Origin of the sequence: Pseudomonas sp. NPDC086566 (assembly GCF_050280885.1) — a bacterium.
Classification (GTDB): Bacteria; Pseudomonadota; Gammaproteobacteria; order Pseudomonadales; family Pseudomonadaceae; genus Aquipseudomonas; species Aquipseudomonas vlassakiae.
Genome location: NZ_JBNNWD010000015.1, coordinates 40,166 through 64,355 on the forward strand (window position 1 = coordinate 40,166; position 24,190 = coordinate 64,355).

At 64.4% G+C, this 24,190-nt stretch carries 23 protein-coding genes; 7 read left to right on the plus strand and 16 right to left on the minus strand.

Translation table 11 applies throughout. The features are described 5' to 3' along the window. Positions 1 to 99: 99 nt before the first annotated feature. From ACQKPS_RS25600 to ACQKPS_RS25630, 7 genes are all read right to left on the minus strand, one after another. The gene (locus ACQKPS_RS25600; RefSeq protein ID WP_427606006.1) at positions 100 to 939 is read right to left on the minus strand and encodes a TIGR03915 family putative DNA repair protein; all 840 of its coding nucleotides are present in this window, start codon (positions 937 to 939) and stop codon (positions 100 to 102) included. Then, positions 930 to 2,150, minus strand: a complete 1,221-nt coding sequence (locus tag ACQKPS_RS25605) for a putative DNA modification/repair radical SAM protein (RefSeq protein ID WP_254485163.1) — start codon at positions 2,148 to 2,150, stop codon at positions 930 to 932. Before ACQKPS_RS25605 ends, ACQKPS_RS25600 begins: the two co-directional genes overlap by 10 nt. A gap of 62 nt (positions 2,151 to 2,212) precedes the next feature. After that, the gene (locus ACQKPS_RS25610; protein ID WP_427606009.1) at positions 2,213 to 3,748 is read right to left on the minus strand and encodes an ArnT family glycosyltransferase; all 1,536 of its coding nucleotides are present in this window, start codon (positions 3,746 to 3,748) and stop codon (positions 2,213 to 2,215) included. Positions 3,749 to 3,757: 9 nt separating this feature from the next. Continuing rightward, positions 3,758 to 4,030: a lipid-A-disaccharide synthase N-terminal domain-containing protein gene (locus ACQKPS_RS25615; protein ID WP_427606011.1), complete on the minus strand. Its 273-nt coding sequence runs from the start codon at positions 4,028 to 4,030 to the stop codon at positions 3,758 to 3,760. Next, the gene (locus tag ACQKPS_RS25620) at positions 4,027 to 4,770 is read right to left on the minus strand and encodes a glycosyltransferase family 2 protein (protein ID WP_427606013.1); all 744 of its coding nucleotides are present in this window, start codon (positions 4,768 to 4,770) and stop codon (positions 4,027 to 4,029) included. Before ACQKPS_RS25620 ends, ACQKPS_RS25615 begins: the two co-directional genes overlap by 4 nt. Before the next feature lie 34 nt (positions 4,771 to 4,804). Beyond that, complete coding sequence (locus ACQKPS_RS25625; RefSeq protein WP_427606015.1) at positions 4,805 to 5,779, minus strand: NAD-dependent epimerase; 975 nt, start codon at positions 5,777 to 5,779, stop codon at positions 4,805 to 4,807. Next, positions 5,767 to 7,104 carry a UDP-glucose dehydrogenase family protein gene (locus ACQKPS_RS25630; protein ID WP_427606017.1) on the minus strand — a complete coding sequence of 446 codons (1,338 nt, stop codon included), beginning with the start codon at positions 7,102 to 7,104 and terminating at the stop codon, positions 5,767 to 5,769. Before ACQKPS_RS25630 ends, ACQKPS_RS25625 begins: the two co-directional genes overlap by 13 nt. Before the next feature lie 248 nt (positions 7,105 to 7,352). Between ACQKPS_RS25630 and ACQKPS_RS25635 the strand changes: the two genes are divergently transcribed. Further along, on the plus strand, positions 7,353 to 8,399 hold the full coding sequence (locus tag ACQKPS_RS25635; RefSeq protein WP_313202366.1) for a class I SAM-dependent methyltransferase: 1,047 nt from the start codon (positions 7,353 to 7,355) through the stop codon (positions 8,397 to 8,399). 100 nt (positions 8,400 to 8,499) lie between these two features. Here the strand turns inward: ACQKPS_RS25635 and ACQKPS_RS25640 are convergent, their stop codons facing one another. From ACQKPS_RS25640 to ACQKPS_RS25665, 6 genes are all read right to left on the minus strand, one after another. Next, the gene (locus tag ACQKPS_RS25640; RefSeq protein ID WP_054887353.1) at positions 8,500 to 9,744 is read right to left on the minus strand and encodes a saccharopine dehydrogenase family protein; all 1,245 of its coding nucleotides are present in this window, start codon (positions 9,742 to 9,744) and stop codon (positions 8,500 to 8,502) included. A gap of 33 nt (positions 9,745 to 9,777) precedes the next feature. Continuing rightward, positions 9,778 to 10,875: a carboxynorspermidine decarboxylase gene (locus ACQKPS_RS25645; RefSeq protein WP_254485169.1), complete on the minus strand. Its 1,098-nt coding sequence runs from the start codon at positions 10,873 to 10,875 to the stop codon at positions 9,778 to 9,780. Positions 10,876 to 11,139: 264 nt separating this feature from the next. Then, positions 11,140 to 12,843, minus strand: a complete 1,704-nt coding sequence (locus ACQKPS_RS25650; RefSeq protein WP_254485170.1) for an amidase — start codon at positions 12,841 to 12,843, stop codon at positions 11,140 to 11,142. Positions 12,844 to 12,979: 136 nt separating this feature from the next. After that, positions 12,980 to 13,819, minus strand: a complete 840-nt coding sequence (gene yghU / locus ACQKPS_RS25655) for a glutathione-dependent disulfide-bond oxidoreductase (protein WP_254485171.1) — start codon at positions 13,817 to 13,819, stop codon at positions 12,980 to 12,982. Between the two features lie 134 nt (positions 13,820 to 13,953). Next, positions 13,954 to 14,556, minus strand: a complete 603-nt coding sequence (locus tag ACQKPS_RS25660; protein WP_176510322.1) for a helix-turn-helix domain-containing protein — start codon at positions 14,554 to 14,556, stop codon at positions 13,954 to 13,956. 39 nt (positions 14,557 to 14,595) lie between these two features. Next, positions 14,596 to 16,548, minus strand: a complete 1,953-nt coding sequence (locus ACQKPS_RS25665) for an FAD-dependent oxidoreductase (RefSeq protein WP_427606021.1) — start codon at positions 16,546 to 16,548, stop codon at positions 14,596 to 14,598. A gap of 188 nt (positions 16,549 to 16,736) precedes the next feature. Between ACQKPS_RS25665 and ACQKPS_RS25670 the strand changes: the two genes are divergently transcribed. Next, positions 16,737 to 17,780, plus strand: coding sequence for an ABC transporter substrate-binding protein (locus ACQKPS_RS25670; RefSeq protein WP_427606023.1), 1,044 nt, complete (start codon positions 16,737 to 16,739; stop codon positions 17,778 to 17,780). 54 nt (positions 17,781 to 17,834) lie between these two features. Beyond that, positions 17,835 to 18,590, plus strand: a complete 756-nt coding sequence (locus ACQKPS_RS25675) for a class II aldolase/adducin family protein (RefSeq protein ID WP_254485174.1) — start codon at positions 17,835 to 17,837, stop codon at positions 18,588 to 18,590. 21 nt (positions 18,591 to 18,611) lie between these two features. On the opposite strand, the gene ACQKPS_RS25680 is transcribed toward ACQKPS_RS25675, so the two are convergent. Continuing rightward, positions 18,612 to 20,009, minus strand: a complete 1,398-nt coding sequence (locus ACQKPS_RS25680; RefSeq protein ID WP_427606026.1) for a purine-cytosine permease family protein — start codon at positions 20,007 to 20,009, stop codon at positions 18,612 to 18,614. 233 nt (positions 20,010 to 20,242) lie between these two features. Between ACQKPS_RS25680 and ACQKPS_RS25685 the strand changes: the two genes are divergently transcribed. From ACQKPS_RS25685 to ACQKPS_RS25700, 4 genes are all read left to right on the plus strand, one after another. Further along, positions 20,243 to 21,130: an EamA family transporter gene (locus ACQKPS_RS25685; protein WP_254485176.1), complete on the plus strand. Its 888-nt coding sequence runs from the start codon at positions 20,243 to 20,245 to the stop codon at positions 21,128 to 21,130. 59 nt (positions 21,131 to 21,189) lie between these two features. Further along, positions 21,190 to 21,510: a YbjQ family protein gene (locus ACQKPS_RS25690; protein WP_254485177.1), complete on the plus strand. Its 321-nt coding sequence runs from the start codon at positions 21,190 to 21,192 to the stop codon at positions 21,508 to 21,510. Between the two features lie 136 nt (positions 21,511 to 21,646). Further along, positions 21,647 to 21,835 carry a hypothetical protein gene (locus ACQKPS_RS25695; protein WP_254485178.1) on the plus strand — a complete coding sequence of 63 codons (189 nt, stop codon included), beginning with the start codon at positions 21,647 to 21,649 and terminating at the stop codon, positions 21,833 to 21,835. A gap of 160 nt (positions 21,836 to 21,995) precedes the next feature. After that, positions 21,996 to 22,292, plus strand: a complete 297-nt coding sequence (locus ACQKPS_RS25700; protein WP_099813939.1) for a hypothetical protein — start codon at positions 21,996 to 21,998, stop codon at positions 22,290 to 22,292. A 48-nt stretch (positions 22,293 to 22,340) separates the two neighbouring features. On the opposite strand, the gene ACQKPS_RS25705 is transcribed toward ACQKPS_RS25700, so the two are convergent. Continuing rightward, positions 22,341 to 22,673, minus strand: a complete 333-nt coding sequence (locus tag ACQKPS_RS25705; protein ID WP_054887337.1) for a hypothetical protein — start codon at positions 22,671 to 22,673, stop codon at positions 22,341 to 22,343. Between the two features lie 293 nt (positions 22,674 to 22,966). After that, a complete protein-coding gene (gene ampC / locus ACQKPS_RS25710; protein WP_427606029.1) occupies positions 22,967 to 24,103 on the minus strand; it encodes a class C beta-lactamase in 1,137 nt (378 codons plus the stop codon). Between the last annotated feature and the right edge of the window lie 87 nt (positions 24,104 to 24,190).

The following is a 24,190-nucleotide window of genomic DNA, read 5'->3' on the forward strand; positions in this document are numbered from 1 at the left end:
TAACGTAACTAATTATGAGAATGATTAGCAGTTAGTTTGTCAGGCTGTGTCGCACCTTGGGAAGGTGGTATGCCAAAACCATTACAAAATTTTCACAAGTCACTCGGCGAGGGTGATCTTCTTGCCACGCTGGCTGGCCACTTCAATTGCCTGCCCGTCGCGCTGCTTGCCTTGCCGAGCCAGGCCTTCCAGCTGCGGAATCAGCATGCCTTCCGGCAGGTGCCGCCAGAACCGTCCCGGCATGTGCAGGCGCAGCGCGTCAGGGTTGAGCCGGGCCGGGTTGAAGGTGTGCCGGTAATAGGTACGCCACAGTTCCGCGCCGGGGTCGTCGGCATTGTGCGCCCATTGCCGCCAATCTTCGGGGCAATGGCGTCGATAGTCGAATGCCTGACCATCGAAGCGAATACCATCCTGCGGGGTTGCGATCAGCCAGCGCTGGCGCCCGAGGCGGTCGGCGAAGTGCGCGCTGGCGCTTTCCAGTATGTCGTGAGCGGGTTCGTGATAGGCCACCAGGTCCAGCTGCAAGCGCTCGGCCAGCGCCTCGGGCAGCGGCACGAAACGCACGAATGCGTGGAGGTGGTGCGCGTCGCGGCTGACCTGCTTGATGCGCCGCTGCAATTCGCTGCCCAGGCGGTCACCCGCCAGCATTGCGGTACGGTCGCCATGGGCCACGCGCCAGAGCACTTCGTACAGCAGGTTCCAGCGTTGTTCGCCGCGGTAGCGGGCCGCCTGCTCGAGTTGCGTCAGCAACGCGGCCGGCACCTTGGCACGGAAGGGACCGGGGCCTTCGGGCAGGGGAGCGGGCTGCGCCAGCAGGTCCTGGATCGGGCCTTGTGCCCAGGTCACGTCGGCGGGGTCGATGCCATGCCCAAGCAGGGTACGCGCCTGGTTGCGCCACGTGGCGAACAGGTCATCGCAATCGAGTGCAATCACCCCCACAACCCCATCTGCTGCGGCGCCTGGGGTTCGCGCAGGCGTGCCCTGAGCAAGCCACTGCGCAGCTCGCCATCGGCGGGGCGGTAATCGCTGGTGACGATGAACGGCCGCGCCTTGTCCAGCACGCAGCGCAGCTGGATCAGGTCGTCGTAGCGCACGCGCCGTTCGCGGCGCAGCGCCACCAGCCGTTGCACGCTGCGCAGGCCGATGCCGGGAATGCGCGCCAGCAGCGCAGGCTCGGCACGGTTCACATCAAGCGGGAACAGCTCGCGGTTGGCCAGCGCCCAGGCCAGCTTGGGGTCGATGTCCAGCGCCAGGTTGCCGGCCGGGCCGAGCAGTTCACCGGCCTTGTAACCGTAGCCGCGCAGCAGGAAGTCGGCCTGGTACAGGCGGTGTTCGCGCAGCAGTGGCGGGGCGGCCAGCGGCACACTTCCGGGGCTGTCGGGGATCGGGCTGAAGGCCGAGTAGTACACGCGCTTGAGGCCGTAGCCCTGATACAGCGATTCGGCGTTGCGCAGCAGGGTGCTGTCGTCGGTGGCATCGGCGCCGACGATGACCTGGGTGCTCTGCCCGGCCGGGGTGAAGCGTGGGGCTTTCGGTTCACCGGCCACGGCCTGCTGGCCCTGATGGATCACGCCCATGGCCTGGCGAATGGTATGTGCCTGCTTTTCCGGGGCCAGGCGCTTGAGGCTGGCGTCGGTGGGCAGTTCGATGTTGACGCTGAGGCGGTCGGCCAGGCGCCCGGCTTCCTCGATCAGCAGCGGGTCAGCGTCGGGGATGGTCTTCAGGTGAATGTAGCCACGGAAGTGGTGTTCCTCGCGCAGCAGGCGCGCCACACGGATCAGCTGTTCCATGGTGTAGTCGGCCGAGCGGATGATGCCCGAGCTGAGAAACAGGCCGCTGATGCAGTTGCGCCGGTAAAAATCCAGGGTCAGGCGCACCACTTCCTCGGGGCTGAAGCGCGCCCGCGGGACGTTGCTGGAGCGGCGGTTGACGCAGTACTGGCAGTCATACAGGCAGAAGTTTGTCAGCAGCACCTTGAGTAGCGATACGCAGCGGCCATCGGGGGTGTAGCTGTGGCAGATACCCATGCCATCGGTCGCACCCATGCCATTGCTGCCCCGCGAACTGCGTTTCGGCGCGCCGCTGCTGGCGCATGAGGCATCGTACTTGGCGGCATCGGCGAGAATGCCGAGTTTGGCAATGAGTTGCATGGGGATGTCTCGAAATACTGAGTATTCATACAGTATTTCGAGACTTGCGCAATTGCAACCTTCTAGCGGTGAATGTTTGTGGTAACAAGGTTTGAAGCCCAGGCGAAGTGGTAGACCTGTGCAGGTACAGCTGGCTGGCATTGGCCGTTGTCGGCATCGGCACCGACCACGTACCACTCGGCGCGCGAGGTATCGCCCAGCCGGTGAGCCTTGTCGGCGTTGAAGCAGCGGCCCAGTCCGGTTTCCGGAACCAGGGCGAAGGCCGTGGGGTTCTGGCGTAACCAATACACCGCGGTTTCCGGCCTGGACTGGTTGGCGAAACCGAAATGAACGAGAGGTTGTCGAGCGAACAGCCAGTGCCCTTCACGCCAGTTGACCAGCACCAGTTCGGCTCCACCGGTGGCGCGGGCGGCGTCGGCCATCAAGGATTCGTGCGGGTTGCTGCCCTCCTTGAGCGGCTCGACGAAGCCGCGGGCGAACCACAGGCAGAACCAGGCCACAGCAATGGCCGTGAACGCCTTGCGCCAGCCGGGGCGGCGCTGCAACCAGCGCTTGAGCAACCACGGCACCAGCGGGGCGATGGCCAGTACCAGGCCGGGCAGGGCCGGGAAGATGTACAGCTTGCGCTTGCCGCTGCTTAGGCTGAAGAACAGCAGCACCAGGGCCACCCAGCCGAGCAGCAGGAGGAAGCGCCCATCGCGTTTTTGCAGCTGCCGGCGCCAGGCCGGGACCAGCCACGGCAAGGCCAGGATCAGTGGCAGCCAGTACTGCGGGATGACCTTGACAAAGAAATACCAGAACGGCTCGCGATGGTCCCAGGCATTGGCGTAACGGTTAGCGGTCTGGCGCAGGAGAATTTCCTTCAGGTAGGCCAGCTCCGCGGCACCGCCGCCGTGGGCGATCGATATCAGCAGCGGTAGCAGCCACACCGCGCAGCCTGCCAGCAGCCAGACGAAACCCAGGCTCCAGCGCCAACCCTGGCCGTGATACGCCACCACGCCGCGCCAGCCTTTGCGCACGGCCCAGGCATAAGGCAGCAGCATCAGTGCGGGTACGAACCCCACGCCCTTGCTGATGATGCCCAGGCCCATGGCCGCACAGGCCATGTAGAACCAGCCCCAGGCAGGCCCGTGCAACAGATGGCGGACCATGCCGTACAGGCCCAGCGCCACCCACAGGCACAGGTAACTGTCGATCTGCCCGGTGCGCAGGATGCTGTAGCTCTGGTAGGTCGCCAGGAACAGCAGCGCGGCAATCACGCCGATGCGCCGGGTCCACAGGCGCCGTCCCAGGTCATGCAGCACCAGGGTAATGGTTGCCGCGGACATCAGCCCCGGCAGGTACAGGGCCACCTTGGACGAGCCGGTCAGGTAGCTGAACAGGGCCACGGTCCACATGAACAACGGTGGTTTGTCGCCGTAGATTTCCGCAGCGCGGTGGGGGATGAACCAGTTGCCGCTCTGCAGCATTTCCTGGGCGACGCCGAGAAAGCGCTCTTCATCGACGTTCATCGGCTGGCGCCAGCCGATACCGGCCCCAACCAGCAGCACGGCGAATACAACCAGGGCCAGGCGTTCGGCCCCCAGTGTCTTGAACATTGGCAAGGGCTATTCCTTCTGCTCTTGGTGGCGGGCAATCAACTGCAGGTTGCGCAGGTAGACCACCAGGCCGAACGACTGGCCGATGATGAATACCGGGTCCTCGCGGTAGATGGCGTAGACCAGCAGCAGGGCGCTGCCGAGCATGCTCAGGTACCAGAAGCCCACCGGGATCACGCTGCGTTTCTTGAATTCGCTGTACAGCCACTGCAGCACGAAGCGGCCGGTGAACACGACCTGGCCGGCGAAGCCGACGATCAGCCAGAGGGTTTCGCGGGTCATCCTTCGAACTCCTGAGGGTGGCTGTCGAGGCGTGTGCGGCGGATCAGCCACCAGACCCCGACCAGGTCGAGAATGCCGACCAGGGCGCGGTCCAGGTTGCCGTACTTGGACACGCCGGCATGGCGCGGGCGATGGTTCACCGGGTGCACCAGCATGCGGCCCTTGTGGCGCAGGATCAGCGCCGGGATGTAGCGGTGCATGTGGTCGAAATAGGGCAGGCGCAGGAAGGCTTCGCGGTCGATCAGTTTCAGGCCGCAGCCGGTGTCTGGCGTGGCGTCCTTGAGCAGGCGCCTGCGCAGGCCGTTGGCAAAGCGCGAGGCCCAGCGCTTGCTGGCGGTATCGCAGCGGTTGACGCGGTGCCCGGCGACCAGCTGGATGCCGCCGCCGAGGTCTGGGTTGCCGCGCACCAGGGCGAGCATGCCGGGGATGTCGGCCGGGTCGTTCTGCCCGTCGCCGTCAAGGGTGGCCAGCCAGCGGCCACGGGCAGCCTGGGCGGCGTGCCAGATCGAGGTGCTCTGGCCCAGCGAGCGGTCGTGGCGCAGCATGCGCAACTGGGGGAAGCCTTGCTGCTTGAGCTGTTTCAGCCTGTTGAGCGTCTGGTCAGTGCTGCCGTCGTCGACTACCAGCACTTCATAGTTTTCAGCGGCCAGCGCCGTGCGGATTTCCGCCAGCAGCGCCGGCAGGTTGTCGACCTCATTCTTGGCGGGGATCAGTACCGAGAGGTCAAGGGGATCAGTCATCGAGGCTACCTGTGTTCTTGTATGGATTGCGTGGTCAAACCCGGTAGAAGTCCCGGTACCAACCAACGAAAGCGGCGACTCCGTGCTCCAGTGAGGTGCCCGGCGAAAAATCGATCCAGCGCGTCAGTGAGTCCACATCCGCCCAGGTTTCCAGCACGTCACCCGCCTGCAACGGCAGGTATTCGCGCCGGGCCTTGATGCCCAGTGCGTTCTCCAGGCACTCGACGAACGCCAGCAGGCGCACCGGCTGGCCTCGGCCGATGTTGAACAGCTGGCAGGGCGGTTGCCCGGCATCAGGCCGAGGCGGCTTCTGGCGCAGGCGCAGGATGCTCTCGACGATGTCGTCGATGTAGGTGAAGTCGCGCGCCATCTGGCCATGGTTGTAGAGTTCGATCGGCTGGCCTTCGAGCATCGCCCGGGTGAACTTGAACAGCGCCATGTCGGGGCGGCCCCACGGGCCATAGACGGTGAAAAAGCGCAGGCCGGTGATCGGCAGCTGGTACAGGTGCGCATAACTGTGGGCCATCAGCTCATTGGCGCGCTTGCTCGCGGCGTACAGCGAAATCGGCTGCTCGACCGGGTCTTCGACGCTGAACGGCTGTTTGCTGTTGGCGCCATACACCGAACTGCTGGAGGCGTAGATCAGGTGGCGCGGCGGGTGCTGGCGGCAGGCTTCGAGCAGGTTGAGAAAACCGGTCAGGTTGGATTGCCCATACACTGCCGGGTTGTCCAGTGAGTAGCGCACGCCCGCCTGCGCCGCCAGGTGGATCACTTCGCTGAACGGCTGCCCGGCGAACAGTTGCTGCATGTCGGCGGCGTTGGCGATGTCGACCGTCTGGAAGCGGAAATTGGAATAGGCGAGCAACTGTTGCAGGCGCGCCAGCTTGAGCTCGACGCTGTAGTAGGCGTTGAGGTTATCGATGCCCACCACGTCGATGCCGGCTTCGCACAGCCGGCGCGCCAGGTGGAAACCAATGAATCCGGCGGCGCCGGTGATCAGGACGGGCATGCGTGTTTCACCTGGCCACGGCCAATGCCGTAATACGTCAGGCCCGCGGCGGCCATGTGCTCGGGTTCGAACAGGTTGCGGCCGTCGAACACCACGCGGTCAGCCAGTTGCTGCGGGACCTTGTCCAGGTTCAGTACCCGGTAATCCTGCCACTCGGTGACGATCACCAGGGCATCGGCACCCTGCAGGGCGTCGTCCTTGCAGGCCACCAGTTTCAGGTCTGGGCGAGCGCCGTAGTGCCGCTGGATCTCTGCCATGGCTTGCGGGTCGTGGGCCTGCACGCGGGCGCCGGCGGCCCACAGGGCTTCGAGCAGCACCAAGCTGGAGGCTTCGCGGATATCATCGGTATTGGGTTTGAACGATAGCCCCCACACGGCGAAGACCTTGCCGTGCAGGCCACCGGGGTAGTGGCGCTGGATCTTGCTGAACAGCCGGCTCTTCTGCCGATGGTTGACGGCATCCACTGCGCCGAGCAACAGCGGGTCGAAGCCTCTGGCCTCGGCTGCCCTGCACAGCGCCTGCAGGTCCTTGGGGAAGCACGAGCCGCCGAAGCCGCAGCCGGGGTAGATGAAGTCGTAGCCGATGCGCGGGTCCGAGCCGATGCCGCGGCGGACCATTTCGATGTCGGCGCCCAGGTGCTCGGCCAGGTTGGCCATTTCATTGATGAAGGAAATCTTGGTTGCCAGCATGCAGTTGGCGGCGTACTTGGTCAGCTCGGCGCTGCGCGCGTCCATGACCATGATTTTCTCGCGGTTGCGGCTGAACGGCTGGTACAGCTCCCGCAGCAACTCGACCTCGGCCGGTTCGGCACCGCCGATGATGATGCGGTCCGGGCGCATGCAGTCATCCACCGCCGAGCCCTCCTTGAGGAACTCGGGGTTGCTGATCACCTGGTAGCGTTCAGCGTCGGCCACCGCCTGGCTGATCCGCGCCTTGATGCGGTCTACCGTGCCCACCGGCGAGGTGGACTTGTTGACGATGACCTTGGGGTCATCGGCATGTTCGAGGATGCTGTCGATCACGCTGAATACATAGCGCGTGTCGGCGTTGCCATCGACCTGTGGCGGGGTGCCGACGGCGATGAACTGCAACCTGGCGTACTGCACCGCTTCAGCGGCGTCGGTGGTGAAACGCAGGCGGCCGCAGGCCAGGTTCTTCTCCAGCAGGGGCGCAAGGCCGGGCTCGAAGATCGGGCAATGCCCCTCGCTGAGCGCCGCCACTCGCTCGGCGTTGATATCCATGCACAACACCGAATGCCCCACTTGAGCCAGGCATACAGCCTGGGTAAGGCCGACATAGCCGGTACCGAAAACCGTGACATTCATCTGACAGCTCCATGGCTAGAAAGCTGAAAAAAAATGTCACATCGTTGTTTAGGAATTGTTACCTGAGCGCGGCGCGGTGCAAGCAATCCGGCCCGGCTGCTCCCGCTACCCGCGCCATGGCTCGACTAGACTTAGAAAGGCTCGCAGCCGCGCTCAAGGTAGCGAGCGCCAACCATCCAATCGACCACCGCCTCACCGGAGTGGACTTCCCTCGTCGACGGTGGCCTTCTTGCAGAGGAGGGCAGGTCATGGACGAGGCAAGGCTTCACGAATTCATGGGCAAGCTGGTGGGTGACATGGGCGCTGCGGCGACCCTGGCCAATGTCATCCTTGGCGACGAACTGGGGCTGTACCGGGCCATGGCCGATAGCCAGCCGACCAGCCCCGAGGCACTGGCGGCAAAGACTGGCTGCCATCCACGGCTGGTGCGCGAGTGGCTCAACGCCCAGGCAGCCTCCGGCTACATGGTGCATGACAAGGGCACGTTCGTGCTGCCTGAAGAGCAGGCCATGACCCTGGCCCTGGAAGATTCACCAGCCTATATGGCGGGTGGCGCGGCGGTGATCGCTGCCCTGTTCCATGACAAGGACAAACTGGTGGCGGCCATGCGCGGCGACGGCGGGCTGGCCTGGGGTGACCACCACCCGTGCATGTTCAGTGGTACCGAGCGGTTCTTCAGGCCCGGTTATCGCACGTTCCTCGTGGCGGACTGGCTGCCGGCGTTAGACGGCGTGGTAGCCAAGCTGCAGGCGGGGGCCAAGGTGGCGGATGTCGGTTGTGGCCATGGCGCCTCGACTTTGGTCCTGGCGCAGGCGTTTCCGGCTTCCAGCTTCACGGGTTACGACTACCACGCACCGTCCGTTGCCACGGCCAGTGAACGTGCGCGCGAGGCCGGGCTGGCGGGGCGTGTGAGCTTCCAGCAGGCGTCGGCCAAGGACTATCCGGGGCATGACCACGATCTGGTGTGCTTCTTCGATTGCCTGCATGACATGGGCGACCCCGTGGGCGCAGCGAAGCATGCCTACCGGGCACTGAAGGCGGATGGCACGGTGATGTTGGTGGAGCCTTACGCCGAGGATTCGCTGGAGGGCAACCTGACGCCGGTCGGGCGCTTGTTCTATGCGGCGTCGACGTTCATCTGCACGCCTAATTCGCTGTCGCAGGAAGTGGGGCTGGGGTTGGGCGCTCAGGCGGGGGAGGCGCGCTTGCGGGCGGTGTTCGAGGAGGCGGGGTTCACACGGTTCCGGCGGGCGACGCAGACACCGTTCAATTTGATCCTGGAGGCCAGGAAGTAGGCATTATTCTGTGCAGGCCTCTTCGCGGGCACGCCCGCGAAGAGGCCAGGCCTGCAAATGCAGAAGGGGCGCCATGTTGGCGCCCCTTCTGGTTTACGGCTTAGGCTTCAGCGTCCCACGGACGGTCGCCATTTTCATCTTTCACGCGGGTCGGCAGGCCCATCACGTCCAGCGCCTTGAGGAACGGCTCGGCCGGCAGTTCCTCGACGTTGACCATGCGCTTGGCATCCCACTCGCCACGGGCGACCAGCAGGGCGGCAGCCACTGGCGGTACACCGGCGGTGTAGGAAATGCCCTGGCTGTCGGTCTCGGCGTAGGCTTCTTCATGGTCGGCCACGTTGTAGATGAACACCTCACGCGGCTTGCCGTCCTTGGTGCCCTTGACCAGGTCACCGATGCAGGTCTTGCCGGTGTAGCCCGGGGCCAGCGAGGCCGGGTCAGGCAGTACGGCCTTGACCACTTTCAGCGGGACCACTTCCAGGCCTTCGGCCGTCTTCACCGGCTGCTCGGAGAGCAGGCCGAGATTCTTCAGCACGGTGAACACATTGATGTAGTGCTCGCCGAAGCTCATCCAGAAACGCACGTTCGGTACGTTGAGGTTCTTCGAGATCGAATGAACTTCGTCGTGACCGGTCAGGTACAGGTTCTGCGAACCGACCACCGGCAGGTCGTCGGTACGCTTGACTTCGAACATGGTGTTGCTGGTCCACTGGCTGTTCTGCCAGCTCCAGACTTGCCCGGTAAACTCGCGGAAGTTGATTTCCGGGTCGAAGTTGGTGGCAAAGTACTTGCCGTGCGAACCGGCGTTGACGTCGAGAATGTCGATCGAGTCAATGCTGTCGAAGTATTGCTGCTGCGCGAGTTTTGCGTAGCTGTTCACCACACCCGGGTCGAAACCGACGCCGAGAATGGCGGTAATGTTCTTTTGTTGGCACTCTTCGAGGTGTTTCCACTCGTAGTTGCCGTACCACGGCGGGGTTTCGCAGATCTTGCCCGGCTCTTCGTGGATGGCGGTGTCCAGGTAGGCGACACCGGTATCGATGCAGGCACGCAGCACCGACATGTTGAGGAAGGCGGAACCGACGTTGATCACGATCTGCGATTCGGTCTCGCGGATCAGTGCCTTGGTCGCCTCGACATCGAGGGCGTTGAGCGAGAAGGCCTGGATGTCGGCGGGTACCTTGAGGCTACCCTTGGCCTTGACGCTGTCGATGATGGCCTGGCATTTGGAGATGTTCCGTGACGCGATAGCGATACGACCCAGTTCGTCGTTATGCTGCGCGCACTTGTGGGCCACCACCTTGGCGACACCTCCTGCACCAATGATAAGAACGTTCTTCTTCAATTTACCTGTTGCTCCTTACTTGGGTAGCCGGTCTTACGACAGGCTGGAAACGTAGTCTTCGAAACCGAAATCGCGTACCACCTCGACGCTGCCGTCGAGCTGCTTGACCACGATCGATGGCATCTTCAGACCGTTGAACCAGTTTTTCTTGACCATGGTGTAGCCGGCGGTGTCGATGAACGACAGACGGTCGCCGATGGCCAGCGGACGATCGAATTGGTACTCGCCGAAGATGTCACCGGCCAGGCACGACTTGCCGCAGACCATGTAGGTGTGCTCGCCGTCGTTGGGGGCCATCTTGGCGTTGAGGCGGTAGATCAGCAGGTCGAGCAGGTGCGCTTCGATCGAGCTGTCGACCACCGCCAGATTCTTGCCGTTGTACAGGGTGTCGAGCACGGTCACTTCCAGCGAGGCGCTGTTGGTGATGGCCGCTTCGCCCGGCTCCAGGTAGACCTGCACGCCGTATGTTTCCGAGAAGGCTTTCAGGCGCGCGCAGAAGGCGTCCAGGGCATAACCTTCGCCGGTGAAGTGGATGCCGCCACCCAGGCTGACCCACTCGACCTTGTGCAGCAGGTGGCCGAAGCGCTCTTCGATGTGTGTCAGCATCTTGTCGAACAGGCCGAAGTCACCGTTCTCGCAGTTGTTGTGGAACATGAAGCCGGAGATCTGTTCGATCACCTGTTCGATCTTCACCGGGTCCCACTCGCCGAGGCGGCTGAACGGGCGGGCCGGGTCGGCCAGCAGGTAGTCGGAACTGCTCACCTGCGGGTTGACGCGCAGGCCGCGGACCTTGCCTTCGGACTGTTCGGCGAAACGCTGCAGCTGGCCGATCGAGTTGAAGATGATCTTGTCGCAGTTCTCGAGCATTTCCTCGATTTCGTCATCGGCCCACGCCACGCTGTAGGCGTGGGTTTCGCCGGCGAACTTCTGGCGGCCGAGCTTGAGCTCGAACAGCGAGGACGAGGTGGTGCCGTCCATGTACTGCTGCATCAGGTCGAACACCGACCAGGTGGCGAAGCACTTGAGGGCGAGCAGCGCCTTGGCACCGGAGTTTTCACGCACGTAGGCGATCTTCTCCATGTTGCGCAGGAGCTTGGTTTTGTCGATGAGGTAGTACGGCGTCTTGATCATTTAAAGGCCCCCGGCCAGGCCGGCCAAAAAAAAGATCCGCATTGTGCCTTCACTTGCCGCAGATCGAAAGGGCGGATGGAGTATTTCGTCTGCGCGGCGGTTGTTGCAGGTGAAATGATTCGGCAGCGGCGGGTTCAGTGGTACAGGAGGAAATGAATATTCTGATGACAGGGTGACCGGTGGTATGAGTTCGCCGTGGCATTTTTTGCGCCTGTCATATCAGCTGGCCCCAGCGTCGGCAGGTCGACGCCGGGGCCAGGATGGTCAGCCCAGCGGCGGGGTACGCGGCGGTACCATCCGGCGCGAACCGGTCGATTCAAAGGCCGCGGCAAAGCTCAGCAGCGCATTGTCGCTATACGCCTTGCCGGCAAAGGTCAGCCCCACCGGCATGCCGATATCGGCCATCACACCCATTGGTACGGTCACGGTCGGCACGCCCAGGTGGCGGATCGCCAGGTTGCCGTTGGCGACCCAGATGCCGTTACTCCAGGCGATGTCGGCCGAGGCCGGGTTGACGTCGGCATCGGCCGGGCCGACATCGGCCACGGTCGGGAACAGCACGGCGTCCAGGCCCTGCGCGTCCATCCAGTCTTCGAGGTCGATCTTGCGGGTTTTTTCCAGCCCGCGCAGGCCATCGGGCAGGGTCTCGATCTGGTCCCAGGTCTTCAGGCCGCGCTTGGCCATGTTGACGTATTCGTCCATGCCAGCGGCCAGGTCGTCCTCACGGTTGGGCAGGGTGCCCGGGTCGTGCGGGAAGATCTGCGGGCCGTCGACATCGGCCAGGCGGTTGAGCTTGGGGTCATCGTTGGCCCGCAGGAAGTCGTCGAAGGCCCAGCCCGACAGCTCCCACAGCTCGTCATGGAGGAATTCCTTGCTGACGATGCCGCGGTTGTAGACGGTCGGCGCCCCCGGGCGGTCGCCTTCGCAGTTGGATACCAGCGGGAAGTCCACTTCCAGCACTTCGGCGCCAGCCGCTTCCAGAGCCTGGCGAGCCTGTTGCCACAGGGCGATGACGCTGTCGCGGGTGACGATGCGCTGGCCGGTCGGGCCGCCGATGCCTGGCTTCTCCGAGGTGCCGGCTTCGGCGTCGGCATTGATGTACATGCGCGGTACGCCAAAACGCTTGCCCTTGAGCGAGCTGGCATCGACAGCCAGGTCCAAGTAGGACGCCGGGCGCACCGAGGAGGCAGCCGGGATCGGTACCCATGGCTGCAGGCGCCACAGGTCGCCGCGCTTGTCGGCATCGTCGGCAACCACCACGTCGAGGATTTCCAGCAGGTCGGCCATGGTTCGGGCATACGGCACCACCACGTCCATGGTCGGAGTCAGCGGCCAGTTGCCACGTACCGAGATCACGCCACGCGACGGGGTGTAGGCGCACAGGCCATTGTTCGAGGCAGGGCCGCGGCCGCTCGACCAGGTTTCTTCGGCCAGGCCGAAGGCGCTGAAGCTGGCGGCGGTGGCGGTACCGGCACCGTTCGACGAGCCGGAGGCGAAGGGGGCGGTCAGGTACTTGGCGTTGTACGGGCTTTCGGCGCGACCGTAGACGCCACGCTGCATGCCGCCATTGGCCATCGGTGGCATGTTGGTCTTGCCCAGGCACACGGCACCGGCGGCGCGCAGGCGCTCGATGGTGAAGGCGTCGCGTTGGGCGACCAGGTCCTTGAACGCCGGGCTGCCGGAGGCGGCGGTCAGGCCCTTGACCAGGTAGCTGTCCTTGGCGGTGTAGGGGATGCCGTCCAGCGGGCTCAGGGTCTGGCCCTTGGCGCGGCGGGCGTCGGAGGCCTCGGCTTCCTTGAGCGCATCAGGGTTGCGTACGACTACGGCGTTCAACGCGGTGGCGGTGTCGGCTCCATCGTAGGCGTCGATGCGCGCCAGGTAGGCCTTGACCAGCTCTACCGCCGTCGTGCGGCCCGTTTCGAGTGCGTCGCGCAGCTCGGCAATGGAAACCTCGGTTACCTCGATCATGCTTTCACCAAAATTTGTGCAGGTTGGGGCTAGTGCGAGGAGTGTACAAGAAGGGATCAGGGCTGGGAGGTTTGCGCGGCAGAAATGGTTTTTTGCAACGGGGCATTGTCGGGGCCGCACTGCGGCCCCGTCCGCCTCAGTCCAGGTCGGCCGCCGAGTGCCGCTCGGGCACCTGGCTGGCTTCGTCGCCCCAGGTACGGTTGACCCGGGTACCACGCTGCACGGCCGGGCGCTGGGCGATTTCCTCGGCCCAGCGCTTGACCTGCGGGTAGTCCTCCACCGCCAGGAATTCGGCCGCGCCATACAGGTTGCCGCGCACCAGCTGGCCGTACCACGGCCACACGGCGATGTCGGCGATGCTGTATTCGTCACCACCGAGGTAGCGGCTGACCGCCAGGCGGCGCTCCAGCACGTCGAGTTGGCGCTTGGCTTCCATGGTGAAGCGGTTGATCGCGTACTCGATTTTCTCCGGCGCGTACACATAGAAGTGGCCGAAGCCGCCGCCCAGGTAAGGCGCGGCACCCATCTGCCAGAACAGCCAGTTCAGGCTCTCGGTGCGTGCAGCCGGGGCCTTGGGCAGAAAGGCGCCGAACTTCTCCGCCAGATGCAGCAGGATCGAACCGGACTCGAACACCCGCACCGGCGGCTCGACGCTGCGGTCGAGCAGGGCGGGGATCTTCGAGTTGGGGTTGACCTCGACGAAGCCGCTGGAGAACTGGTCTCCCTCGCCGATGCGGATCAGCCAGGCGTCGTATTCGGCGCCGCTGTGGCCCAGGGCGAGCAGTTCTTCGAGCAGGATGGTGACCTTGACACCGTTGGGGGTGGCCAGGGAGTACAGCTGCAGCGGGTGCTTGCCGACGGGCAGGTCCTTGTCATGGGTCGGCCCGGCGATCGGCCGGTTGATACTGGCGAACTGGCCACCAGACGCGGCATCGTTGCGCCAGACCTTGGGCGGGACATATGTGGGCTTGCTCATGCAGGGGGTCTCCTTGGAAAGCGCGAAAGCGTCCACCTGAGGACGTGGACCTGCATCTATGCCATGGGTTCGGAGAAAAGCGCAAATGCAACGGGCGCAAGCGTCAGCTGCAAGGTGCGCCGGCCGTGCGACTTTCAAAATGTGGGCGGGGTGATGACCCAGATCACCACGGCATCCACCTCGCCAGGGTTGCCGTAGCGGTGCGGCTCCTGGCTGGAGAAACTGAAGCTGTCGCCTTCACCGAGCAGGAAGTGGCGTTCACCCACCCACACTTCGAAACTGCCCGAGAGCACATAGCCCGCTTCGTCACCTTCATGGCTGTAGCTCTGCTGGCTGTAAGTGCCTGGTGGAAAACGCGAATGCAGCATCTCCAGCTGGCGGTTGGGTTGCGGAGTCAACAGCTGGTCGACGATGCCGTCCTCGTAATGCACGCTCAACCGGCTGTTGCGCCGCACCACGTAACCCTGGTCTTCGGGTGCGGTGGTGGCTTCGCTGGCGAAGAACCACTGGATGGTCACGCCGAGGCTGCGGGCAATGTTGAACAGCGCCGGGATCGACGGGTATGACAGGTTGCGCTCCAGCTGGCTGATGTAGCCGGCGGTCAGCTCGCTGTGCGCCGCCAGCTCCGCCAGGGTCATGCCGCGGCGCTTGCGCAGGCCGCGGATGCGGCCACCGAGGAACTGTGGCGCGCTGCCACCGTCTGCGGCGGCGGGCGGGAACTGGGGTTGCTGGCTCATGCGCTTCGGTCCATCGGGAAAGCCGCAGTATGGACAGCCTCAGAGTGCCCAGGCAACTGTCAGGCCCTCATGGATCGCCTCTTCGACCGTGCGCGGGGCCAGGCAGTCGCCAATGCGCCGTACCTCCACCAGGCCTGCCAGTTCCGTTGCCAGGGTGTCCTGAGGCTGGTGGCCGAGGCACAGTACCAGGGTGTCGATACCGTCGAAGACCATCGGTTGGCCGCTGGCGGTGTGCTGCAGGTAGACGGTGTTGTCGTCGCACCCGTACAGGCGGGCATAGGGTGTGATCGGGATGCCCAGGCGGTGCAGTTCGCCGGCCATCTGGTCACGGACGTACAGCGGCAGGGTTTCGCCGCAGTGGGTGCCGTTCACCGCCAGGTGCACCTGGTGGCCTTCGCGGACCAGGCGCTCGGCGATGCCGGGGCCGATCCAGTCGCAGCGCCAGTCGATCACCAGCACCGAGCGGCCGAGGGTGACTTCATTGCGCAGGACCTGCCAGGCGTCCACCACCTGCAGCTCGCCGCTACGTTCGAACGAGGGCCAGTAGGGCGTGGCGCCGGTGGCGGCAATCACCAGGTCGGGGCGTTCGCGTTCGACCAATGTGCGGTCAACACGCGTATTACGTACTACGCGTACCCCGGCCAGTTCCATCTCGCGCTGCAGGTTGGTGCTGGCGCCGCCGAACTCGCTGCGCCGTGGCAGCAGTTGGGCAAGCTGTATCTGGCCACCGAGGTGTGTACTGGCTTCGTACAGCGTGACGTCATGCCCGCGGGCGGCAGCCACGGCTGCGGCCTTCATGCCTGCGGGGCCGCCGCCCGCCACCAGGATGCGCTTGCGCGCAGTAGCGGGGGCTGGGTGCTGGTACTGCAATTCGCGCCCGGTCTCGGGGTGCTGGATACAGGAGATCGGCAGGCCGCGGTGGAAGTGGCCAATGCAGGCCTGGTTGCAGGCAATGCAGGCGCGCACGTCCTCGACGTTGCCGTGCTCGGTCTTGGCCGGCATTTGTGGGTCGCAGATCAGCGCGCGGGTCATGCCACACACGTCGGCCTGGCCACGCGCGAGGATCAGCTCGGCTTCCTGCGGCTGGTTGATGCGCCCGGTGACGAACAGCGGGATGTGCAGGTGCTGCTTGAAGGTGGCGGCTTCGCGTGCCAGGTAGGCCGGGGCGATGGCCATGGGCGGCACGATATGCACGGCGCCCCCCAGCGACGCCGAGGTCCCGGCGACGATGTGCAGGTAGTCGACCTGGTCTTGCAGGGCCTGGGCGGCGGCAAGCGATTCGTCCTCGCTGAGGCCCTCGCTGTCGCGCTCGTCTGCGCTGATGCGCAGGCCGACGATGAACTCCTCGTCGGTGGCCGCCCTGACCGCTGCCAACACTTCCCGCAGGAAGCGCAGGCGCTGTTCCAGTGCGCCGTTGTAACCGTCGTGGCGCTGATTGACCCGCGGGTTGAGGAACTGCGCCGGCAAGTAGCCATGGCTGGCCACCACCTCGACACCGTCCAGCCCTGCCTGGTGCAGGCGCCGCGCAGCGCTGGCGTAGCCTTGGACGATCTCGTCGATCATCGCCTGGTCCAGCGCCCGTGGCATTACCCGGAAGCGTTCGTTGGGCACTGACGAGGCCGAGTAGGCCACTGCCAGCAGACCGTCCGCCGATTCCATGATTTCTCGCCCCGGGTGGAACAGTTGCGACAGCACCACCGTGCCGTGGGCATGGCAGGCTTCGGCCAGGCGCCGGTAGCCGTCGATGCAGGCGTCGTCAGTGGCCATCAGCACATGCGAAGTGTAACGGGCACTGTCATGCACCCCGGCCACCTGCAGCACGATCAGGCCGACACCCCCGGCGGCACGGGCGCGCTGGTAAGCGATGAGCTTGTCGTTGACCAGGTTGTCGGTGGGCAGGCAGGTGTCGTGGCCGGTCGACATGATGCGGTTCTTCAGGCGTTTGCCGCGGATCTGCAGGGGTTCGAACAGGTGGGCGAAGGCGGTCGTCATGCGGGCGGCTCCGGTGCAGTGTCGTTCTTGTTTTCCTCATGAAAGTGTAGCGCCAGTAAAAAATCAACTTGTTTTTTTACTGATGCCCGACTAGCTTTTCCCCCGCCACGGCCGTGGCGCGTGACCTCACTACAACAACAAACGGGCCTTCGAGCTAACGCTCGGCGGTACCGACAGGAGGCAACTCGATGCAGGCATTTCCTCGCAGTACCGGCCTTTGCGCAGCGCTGCTGGCCTTGGGCCTGGGCAGTGCGCAAGCGGCGCCGCAGATGGTCGTGGTCGGCTATGGCGGCGCCGGTCAGAAAGCCCAGGATGTGGCGATCTTCCAGCCTTTCAGTGCCCAGGACGGCAGCCAGTTGATCCAGAGCGAATACAACGGCGAGATGGCGCGCATCCAGGTCATGGCCGATACCGGCAACGTCGACTGGGACGTGGTGCAGATCGAGGGGCCGGACCTGATGCGCGGCTGCGACGAGGGCATCTACGAGCACCTCGACTGGCAGCGCCTGGGGCACACCGCCGAACTGATCCCCGCTGCCGCCCAGGATTGCGGCTCGGCGGCGCTGGTATGGAGCGTGGCGATCGCCTACGACCGTGACAAGCTGGCCCATGCACCGACCTCGTGGGCCGACTTCTGGAACGTGCAGAAGTACCCGGGCAAACGTGGCCTGCGCAAGCGCGCGGTGTACAACCTGGAGTTCGCCTTGCTGGCCGATGGGGTCAAGGTCGATGACGTTTACAAGGTGTTATCGACCCCGGCAGGCGTCGAGCGGGCTTTCGCCAAGCTCACCGAGCTCAAGCCGTATATCCAGTGGTGGGATGCCGGCGCGCAACCGGCGCAGTGGCTGACCGCAGGTGACGTGGTGATGACCTCGACCTACAGCGGCCGCATCGCCGTGGCCGCGCAGCAAGGCAGCCCGCTGGCGGTGGTGTGGCCCGGCAGCCTGTATGGCATGGACTACTGGGCGATCATCAAGGGCTCGAAGCATGTCGAGCAGGCGAAACGCTTGATCAGCTATGCCAACCAGGCGGATACCCAGGTGCGTTACGTCCAGCAGATTCCCTACGGACCGACCAACACCCAGGCGGCGGCCCGGCTTGACCCGGCGCTGGCCAGCTGGGTGCCGACCTCGCCTGCGAACCTGCAAGGTGCCTTGGCGATGAATGTGGAATTCTGGGTCGATCACGGCGAGGAGCTGGAGCAACGCTTCAATGCCTGGGCCAGTAAATGATGTAGCTTGTCGGGGCTGCCCTGCAGCCCCGAACTGCCAACAGGAACAACGACAATGGACACCACCGAACAGACCCTGCGCCAGCAACTGGCTGCCTGCTATCGCCTGATTGCCCACTTCCGCATGTCGGACCTGATCTTTACCCATATCTCCCTGCGCCTGCCGGGCCCCGAGCATCATTTCCTGATCAACCCCTACGGCCTGCTGTTCGATGAAATCACCGCCTCGAGCCTGGTGAAGATCGACCTGCAAGGCCGCCCGGTGGCGCCCACCGAATACCCGGTCAACCCGGCCGGCTTCGTCATCCACAGCGCCATCCATGCCGCCCGCGAGGACGCCCAGTGCGTGCTGCACACGCACACCCGCGCCGGTTGCGCGGTGGCGGCGCTGGAGTGCGGGTTGCTGCCGGTCAACCAGATGTCGATGGAGTTCCATGGCAAGGTCGCCTACCACGCCTATGAAGGCATCGCGCTGGACCTGGACGAGCAGCAGCGGCTGGTGGCAGACCTGGGCGACAAGCCGGTGATGATCCTGCGCAACCACGGCCTGCTGACCACCGGGCGCTCGGTGGCCGAGGCGTTCTTGCGGATGTATTACCTGGAGAAGGCTTGCGAGATCCAGCTGGCGGCGCAGAGCGCCGGGCAGCTAGTGTTGCCGCCGGAAGCGGTGTGCGCGCATACCGAGCGGCAATTCAATGCGCCGATGCGGGCACTGAAGGAGGGCGAGCTGAGCGATCCGGATGCGCTGCAACTGGCATGGGCGGCTTTGTTGCGATTGCTGGAGCGAGTCGCCCCTGGCTATCGCGACTGACAGCCGCCCGTTCAGCGGCAATCAGTGCGCCTGCGGCACGATCAGGCTGGCAGGTGCCTCGGCGGCACGCCGGCGCGCCACGCAGTAGTAGAGCACGCTCGGCACCACCAGCCCGATCAGCCACGACACATCCACGCCACCCAGGTGCGCGACCATTGGGCCGGTGTACAGCTTGGTGTCGATGAACGGCATCTGCACCAGCACGCCGAGGGTGTAGACGCTGATGCCAGGCCAGTTCCAGCGGCCGTAGCGGCCTTCCGGGTCGGCCAGGGCAGGGATGTCGTAGCGCTCCTTGGTGATGAAGTAGTAATCCACCAGGTTGACCGCGCTCCAGGGCACGAAGAAGGTCAGCAGGAACAGGATGAACGACTTGAACGCACTGAGGAACGCATGCTGGCCGAGCAGGGCCACCAGGGTGGCGGCGCCGACGATGGCCAGCACGAACACCAGGCGTTGCAAGCGGCTGATTGCCAGGTGGCCCCGGAAGCCGCTGATGATGGTGGCAATACACATGAAGCTGCCGTAGGAATTCAGCGTCGAGATCGTCACCTTGCCGAACGCGATGCTGAAGTACAGCAGCGCGGCAGTGCTGCCGGCACCACCGAGGCCGACAATGTAGGCCACTTCACGCCCACTGAATTGCCCGCCGGCGATCGCTGCGGCGAACACGCCCAGCATCATCGATGCCTGGGCGCCGATGACCGAACCGAGGCCGGCAGCGAGGAAGGTCTTCGCTGCCGAGGTGTTGCTCGGCAAGTAGCGCGAGTAGTCTGCCACGTAGGGGCCGAAGGCGATCTGCCAGGAGGCCGCCAGCGACACCGCGAGCAGGAAGGTGGCCCAGCTGAAGTGACGGTTCTGCAGCAACTGGCCAATGTCGGCGAGCATCAGGATGCGGCTGAACAGGTAGACGAAGGCAATGATGCCCAACACGCTGGCAACCCGGCCGATCCAGTGGATGACCCGGTAGCCGGCCAGGGTGGCGAGCACGATCACCGAGGCGAAGACCAAGATGCCGGTGCTGTCGCTGACGCTCAGCAACTGGCCGATGGCCTGCCCGGACAGTACCGTGCCGGTAGCGGTGAAGCCAAGGTACATCAGGCACACCAGCACCATCGGGATGGCGGCGCCATAGACACCGAACTGGACGCGGCTTGAGATCATCTGCGGCAGGCCCAGGCGCGGGCCCTGGGCCGCATGCAAGGCCATGACCGCGCCGCCGATCAGCTGGCCCAGCAGCAGGCCGATCAGCGACCAGAACACGTCGCCGCCCAGCACCACGGCCAGTGCGCCAGTGACGATGGCGGTAATTTGCAGGTTGGCGCCGAGCCAGAGGGTGAACTGGCTGTACAGCTTGCCATGACGCTCGGCTTCCGGGATGTAGTCGATAGAGCGCCGTTCGAGCACGGATTTGCGGGACATTGAGGGGCTCCACTTCATTGTTTTTGTGTCAGGGGAGGGTCATCGCCGGCGTGCTGCTCGGATGGCGTCTGCCTGATATCAGCATGTCTATACAAGTAGGGTCAAGTGAAGACTGCGGGCATAACAGACAATCTGTAGCGCAAGGGTTGGCCATAACTGTGCTGGTCGCTGTGTGGAAAATGGCCTTATGCTGTTACGAAATATGTCTAGAACGCCGGAAGAAGGAAGCTGCAATGCCGCTCAAGGACCTACTGATCGCCCTGGTGGTGATTGTCGCCTGGGGAGTCAATTTCGTGGTCATCAAGGTCGGCCTCGATGGCTTGCCGCCGATGCTGCTCGGGGCATTGCGTTTTCTGCTGGTTGCGTTTCCGGCGGTGCTGCTGGTCAAGCGGCCGAAGCTGCCGTGGGGCTGGCTGATCGCCTATGGTGCGACCATCTCCCTGGGCCAGTTCGCCTTCCTGTTCCAGGCCATGTACAGCGGCATGCCACCGGGCCTGGCGTCGCTGGTTCTGCAGTCGCAGGCGTTCTTCACGCTTGGTTTCGCCGCGCTGTTCCTCGGTGAACGGTTGCGTCTGGCCAGCGTGCTCGGCCTGATAGTGGCGGCCAGCGGGCTGGCGCTGATCGGTAGCGAGGACAGCGGCCATGTACCGCTGGTGGCGCTGCTGCTGACCTTGTGTGGCGGGGCCATGTGGGGCATGGGCAACATCATTACCCGCCGCTTCGGTTCGGTGGACCTGGTGGCGCTGGTGATCTGGGGCGGGTTGATTCCTCCGCTGCCGTTCCTGGCGTTGTCGTGGTGGCTGGAAGGGCCGGAGCGGATTGGCCATGCGCTGGCCAATATCGGCTGGAGCTCGGTGCTGGCGCTGGCGTACCTCGCATTCGTTGCCACCATGATCGGCTACAGCCTGTGGGGCAAGCTGCTGTCGCGCCACCCGGCGGGCAAGGTGGCACCGTTTTCGCTGCTGGTGCCGGTCATCGGCCTGAGTTCGTCAGCCTGGTTGCTGGGTGAGCGGCTGACGGCTACCCAGGGCTGGGGCGCATTGCTGGTGATGCTTGGTTTGCTGGTCAATGTGTTCGGACCAAAGCTGGGGCAGCGCTTGCGGGCGGCCAGTGCGCAGTAGCGGAAGCCACCGGCGCATTTGTTAGACTTGGCCTTTTTTGCAAGGCCAAGGAGCGCAACATGATCATTTCCACCACCAGCCAGCTCGAGGGCCGGCCGATCGCCGAGTACCTTGGCGTGGTCAGCTCCGAATCGGTGCAGGGCATCAATTTCGTGCGCGATTTCTTCACACGTTTCCGCGATTTTTTCGGCGGCCGTTCGCAAACCCTGGAGAGCGCCCTGCGTGAGGCCCGCGAGCAGGCCACTGAAGAGCTCATGGCGCGGGCACGGCAGTTGCAAGCCGATGCAGTGGTGGGCGTGGACTTCGAGATCAGCATGCCGTCGGTGCAAGGCGGCATGGTCGTGGTGTTCGCCACCGGTACTGCCGTGCGGCTGAAGTAGCCAAATGCCACTGGTCGGGTCTGCAGGTTTCGTCCGGGCGGTCTGCTTGTGACCGGCTAGTCTCACTGGCACAGGTCGCGTTTTTCAGGTCAGCCCATTGCTGGCTGACGCGGTCGCCACTGAATGGAGATAGGGCATGAGCGAGTCCTTTTTCGAAGACACCAACGATGCATTTCCGATCAACAGCCAGGTGCGTTGCGGTCAGGCGGCGTTTCGCCTGGGCTTCGTCCATATGACCCTGGAGGAATCGGAAGACCTCAAGCCTGCCTACCTGCAGCGCATCAAGAAGGGCCGCTTCACACCCAGGGTGCCGGCCAGGAAATAGGCCTGCAAAAAGGTGAACCTGCTCACAGATCCCCGCCCAACGGCGGGGTTTTTGTTGCGGTTGCTTGATCCCGCTCATGGTAACCGCGGGTTGCTCTCGCGGCGGCGGCGCAGTTGTGGTCTTCTGGCGCGGCATCCAGGAAAGGGAGGATTGATTTTCCATGCGAGTCAGGGACGAGACCTATTGGCAGTGGGCCGATGCACAGCTGCATAGCCGCTGCCATGACGAAGTGCTCAGCGACGGCACTTCGCTGGATATCCAGGTGCGCCTGTCGCGGCTCGGCGCGACGCAGCTGTTCCTTGGGCTTTACGGGCAGGACGGCAGGGCACTGCTGGAGGAGTACTACCCGGCGCGGCCCGGCGAAACCATGACCCGTGCGCTGGTGTGGGGGGTGAACCGGGCCCGGGCGCTGGCGATCGGTGCGTTACCGATGCCGCAGCGACGACAGCGGGCATGAAAAAGCCCGGCCTATGCAGACCGGGCTCCATAAGTGGTGGCCAACCCCTCAGTTCAGCGGATCGATCACCTTGACTGCCTGCCGCTCACGGGCGGCGGGCCATTCTTGTTGCAGGGTCTGCAGCACGCGGCCGACGAACTCGGTGTCGGCGGCGGCCTTCTTGCCGACGTAGCCCTGGCCACGGCGGTAGACCTTGAAGCGGGCGCGCATGCTGGGCAGGTGCGCTTCGAATTCATCTTCGACCGTGTTCGGCGGCAGGCGGTCGATGCGCACCTCGCCGGTCTGGCTGACCCACAGCAGGTGGTCGTCAAGGCTGTCCTTGCGTACCGCGAACAGCTGGGCCAGTTGGTCGATAGTCGGATTGTCGTTCAAGTTCATCATAAAGCCCCCATCACCTATTTGTTGTTGATTGTCACAGTTGGCGCCACAGGTTGTAGCGCACTACCAAGGCTGCTACAGCAGCATCGCAACAGGGGCTTTCTCACGCTGCCTTTTGGACAGATTCCCTCTCCACGGACGGCCTGCGTTACCGCGCAAGCCGTCTGGAACACCCTTGCCACCGCTCCCGATCAGGGAGACGGCCTCATCATGCACAAGGCTGATGAACGTCGTCAATGCTTTTGTAGTGAATATTTTTTGGCACTACATTCTTGTCGCATTGTCTGGCAATCGACTCAGCGGTCGAGGTTGGAGAGGATCTGGAAGGCCGCGCGCACACGGGCTTCGTTGGGATAATTGCGGTTTGCAAGCAGGACAATGGCCTTGCCTTCGGACGGGATGAACGCGGCGTAGACGCCGAAACCGTTGGTGGACCCGGTTTTGTTGTACCAGGCTGCAGGCAGGGCCGGGAGCGCCGGGTTCAGGCGTTGGGTGGCCTGGGGCTCACGAATCAGCCGCGGGCTGTTGCCATCGACCAGCGTGTCCAGCGCGACCGGGTACGGGTAGCGCTCCCAGCCCAGGCCCTGGGTCATGGCGCCCACCTTGAAGTAGCCGGCCTGGGTGATGGCGGTGGCCTTGCGCAGTGCCGGCGGCAGTTTGCCAGGCTGCATGTGCAGGCGCACGTAGCGCAGCAGGTCGCTGGCGCTGGTCTTGATGCCGTAGGCTTCGTCGGCGTAGGGGCCGGGGCTGACGCGCACCGGGCGGTTCTGCGCGTCATAACCCTGCGCGTACAGCGCCTGCGCTGTTTGCGGAACCTGCAGGTAGGTGTGCTGCAGGCCCATCTGCGGTAGCAGGTGTTGGGTCATGACGGTTGCGAATGGCGTATGTTGCGCACGCGCCGCGAGGTCGCCGAACAGGCCTAGGCTCGGGTTGGAATAGCAGCGCTGGGTGCCATGCTCGGCGCGCGGCTTCCAGTTGCGCAAGAACGTCAGGGTCTGCTCGGGCGTCTGTACTTCATCGGGGAACTGCAACGGCAGGCAGTCGGCGCTGTAGGCACCCAGCTCAAGCACGCTGGCCTCGCCCAGGGGCGAACCGGCCAGCGCGGGCTGGTAGCGCCGGGCAGGGGCCTGGAGGTCGAGCTTGCCTTCGGCGCTGGCCAGCGCCACGAGAGTGGCGGTGTAGGTCTTGCTCAGTGACCCGATCTCGAACAGGGTGTCGGCGGTCACCGGCTTGCCGTCGGCCTTGCTGGCCACGCCATAGCTGAAGTAGTGGGCCCGGCCGTTGGCATAGACCGCCACGGCCATGCCGGCGATGTCCTGTTGTTTCATCAGCGGCCGGATGACCTCGTCGACCTGGGCCTGTAGCGGCTCGGCCGCGTGCGCCGAGGCAAGGCCGAACAGCATCAGCAGTGGAGCTAGACGTAGGCGTGGCATGCAAAGGGTCCTTTTCGTGGGCGTGTCCGTTGAGCGACACCAATGGGGGTTCCGGCGTTAGCGGGAAAAAACCCAGGACCTTATCGT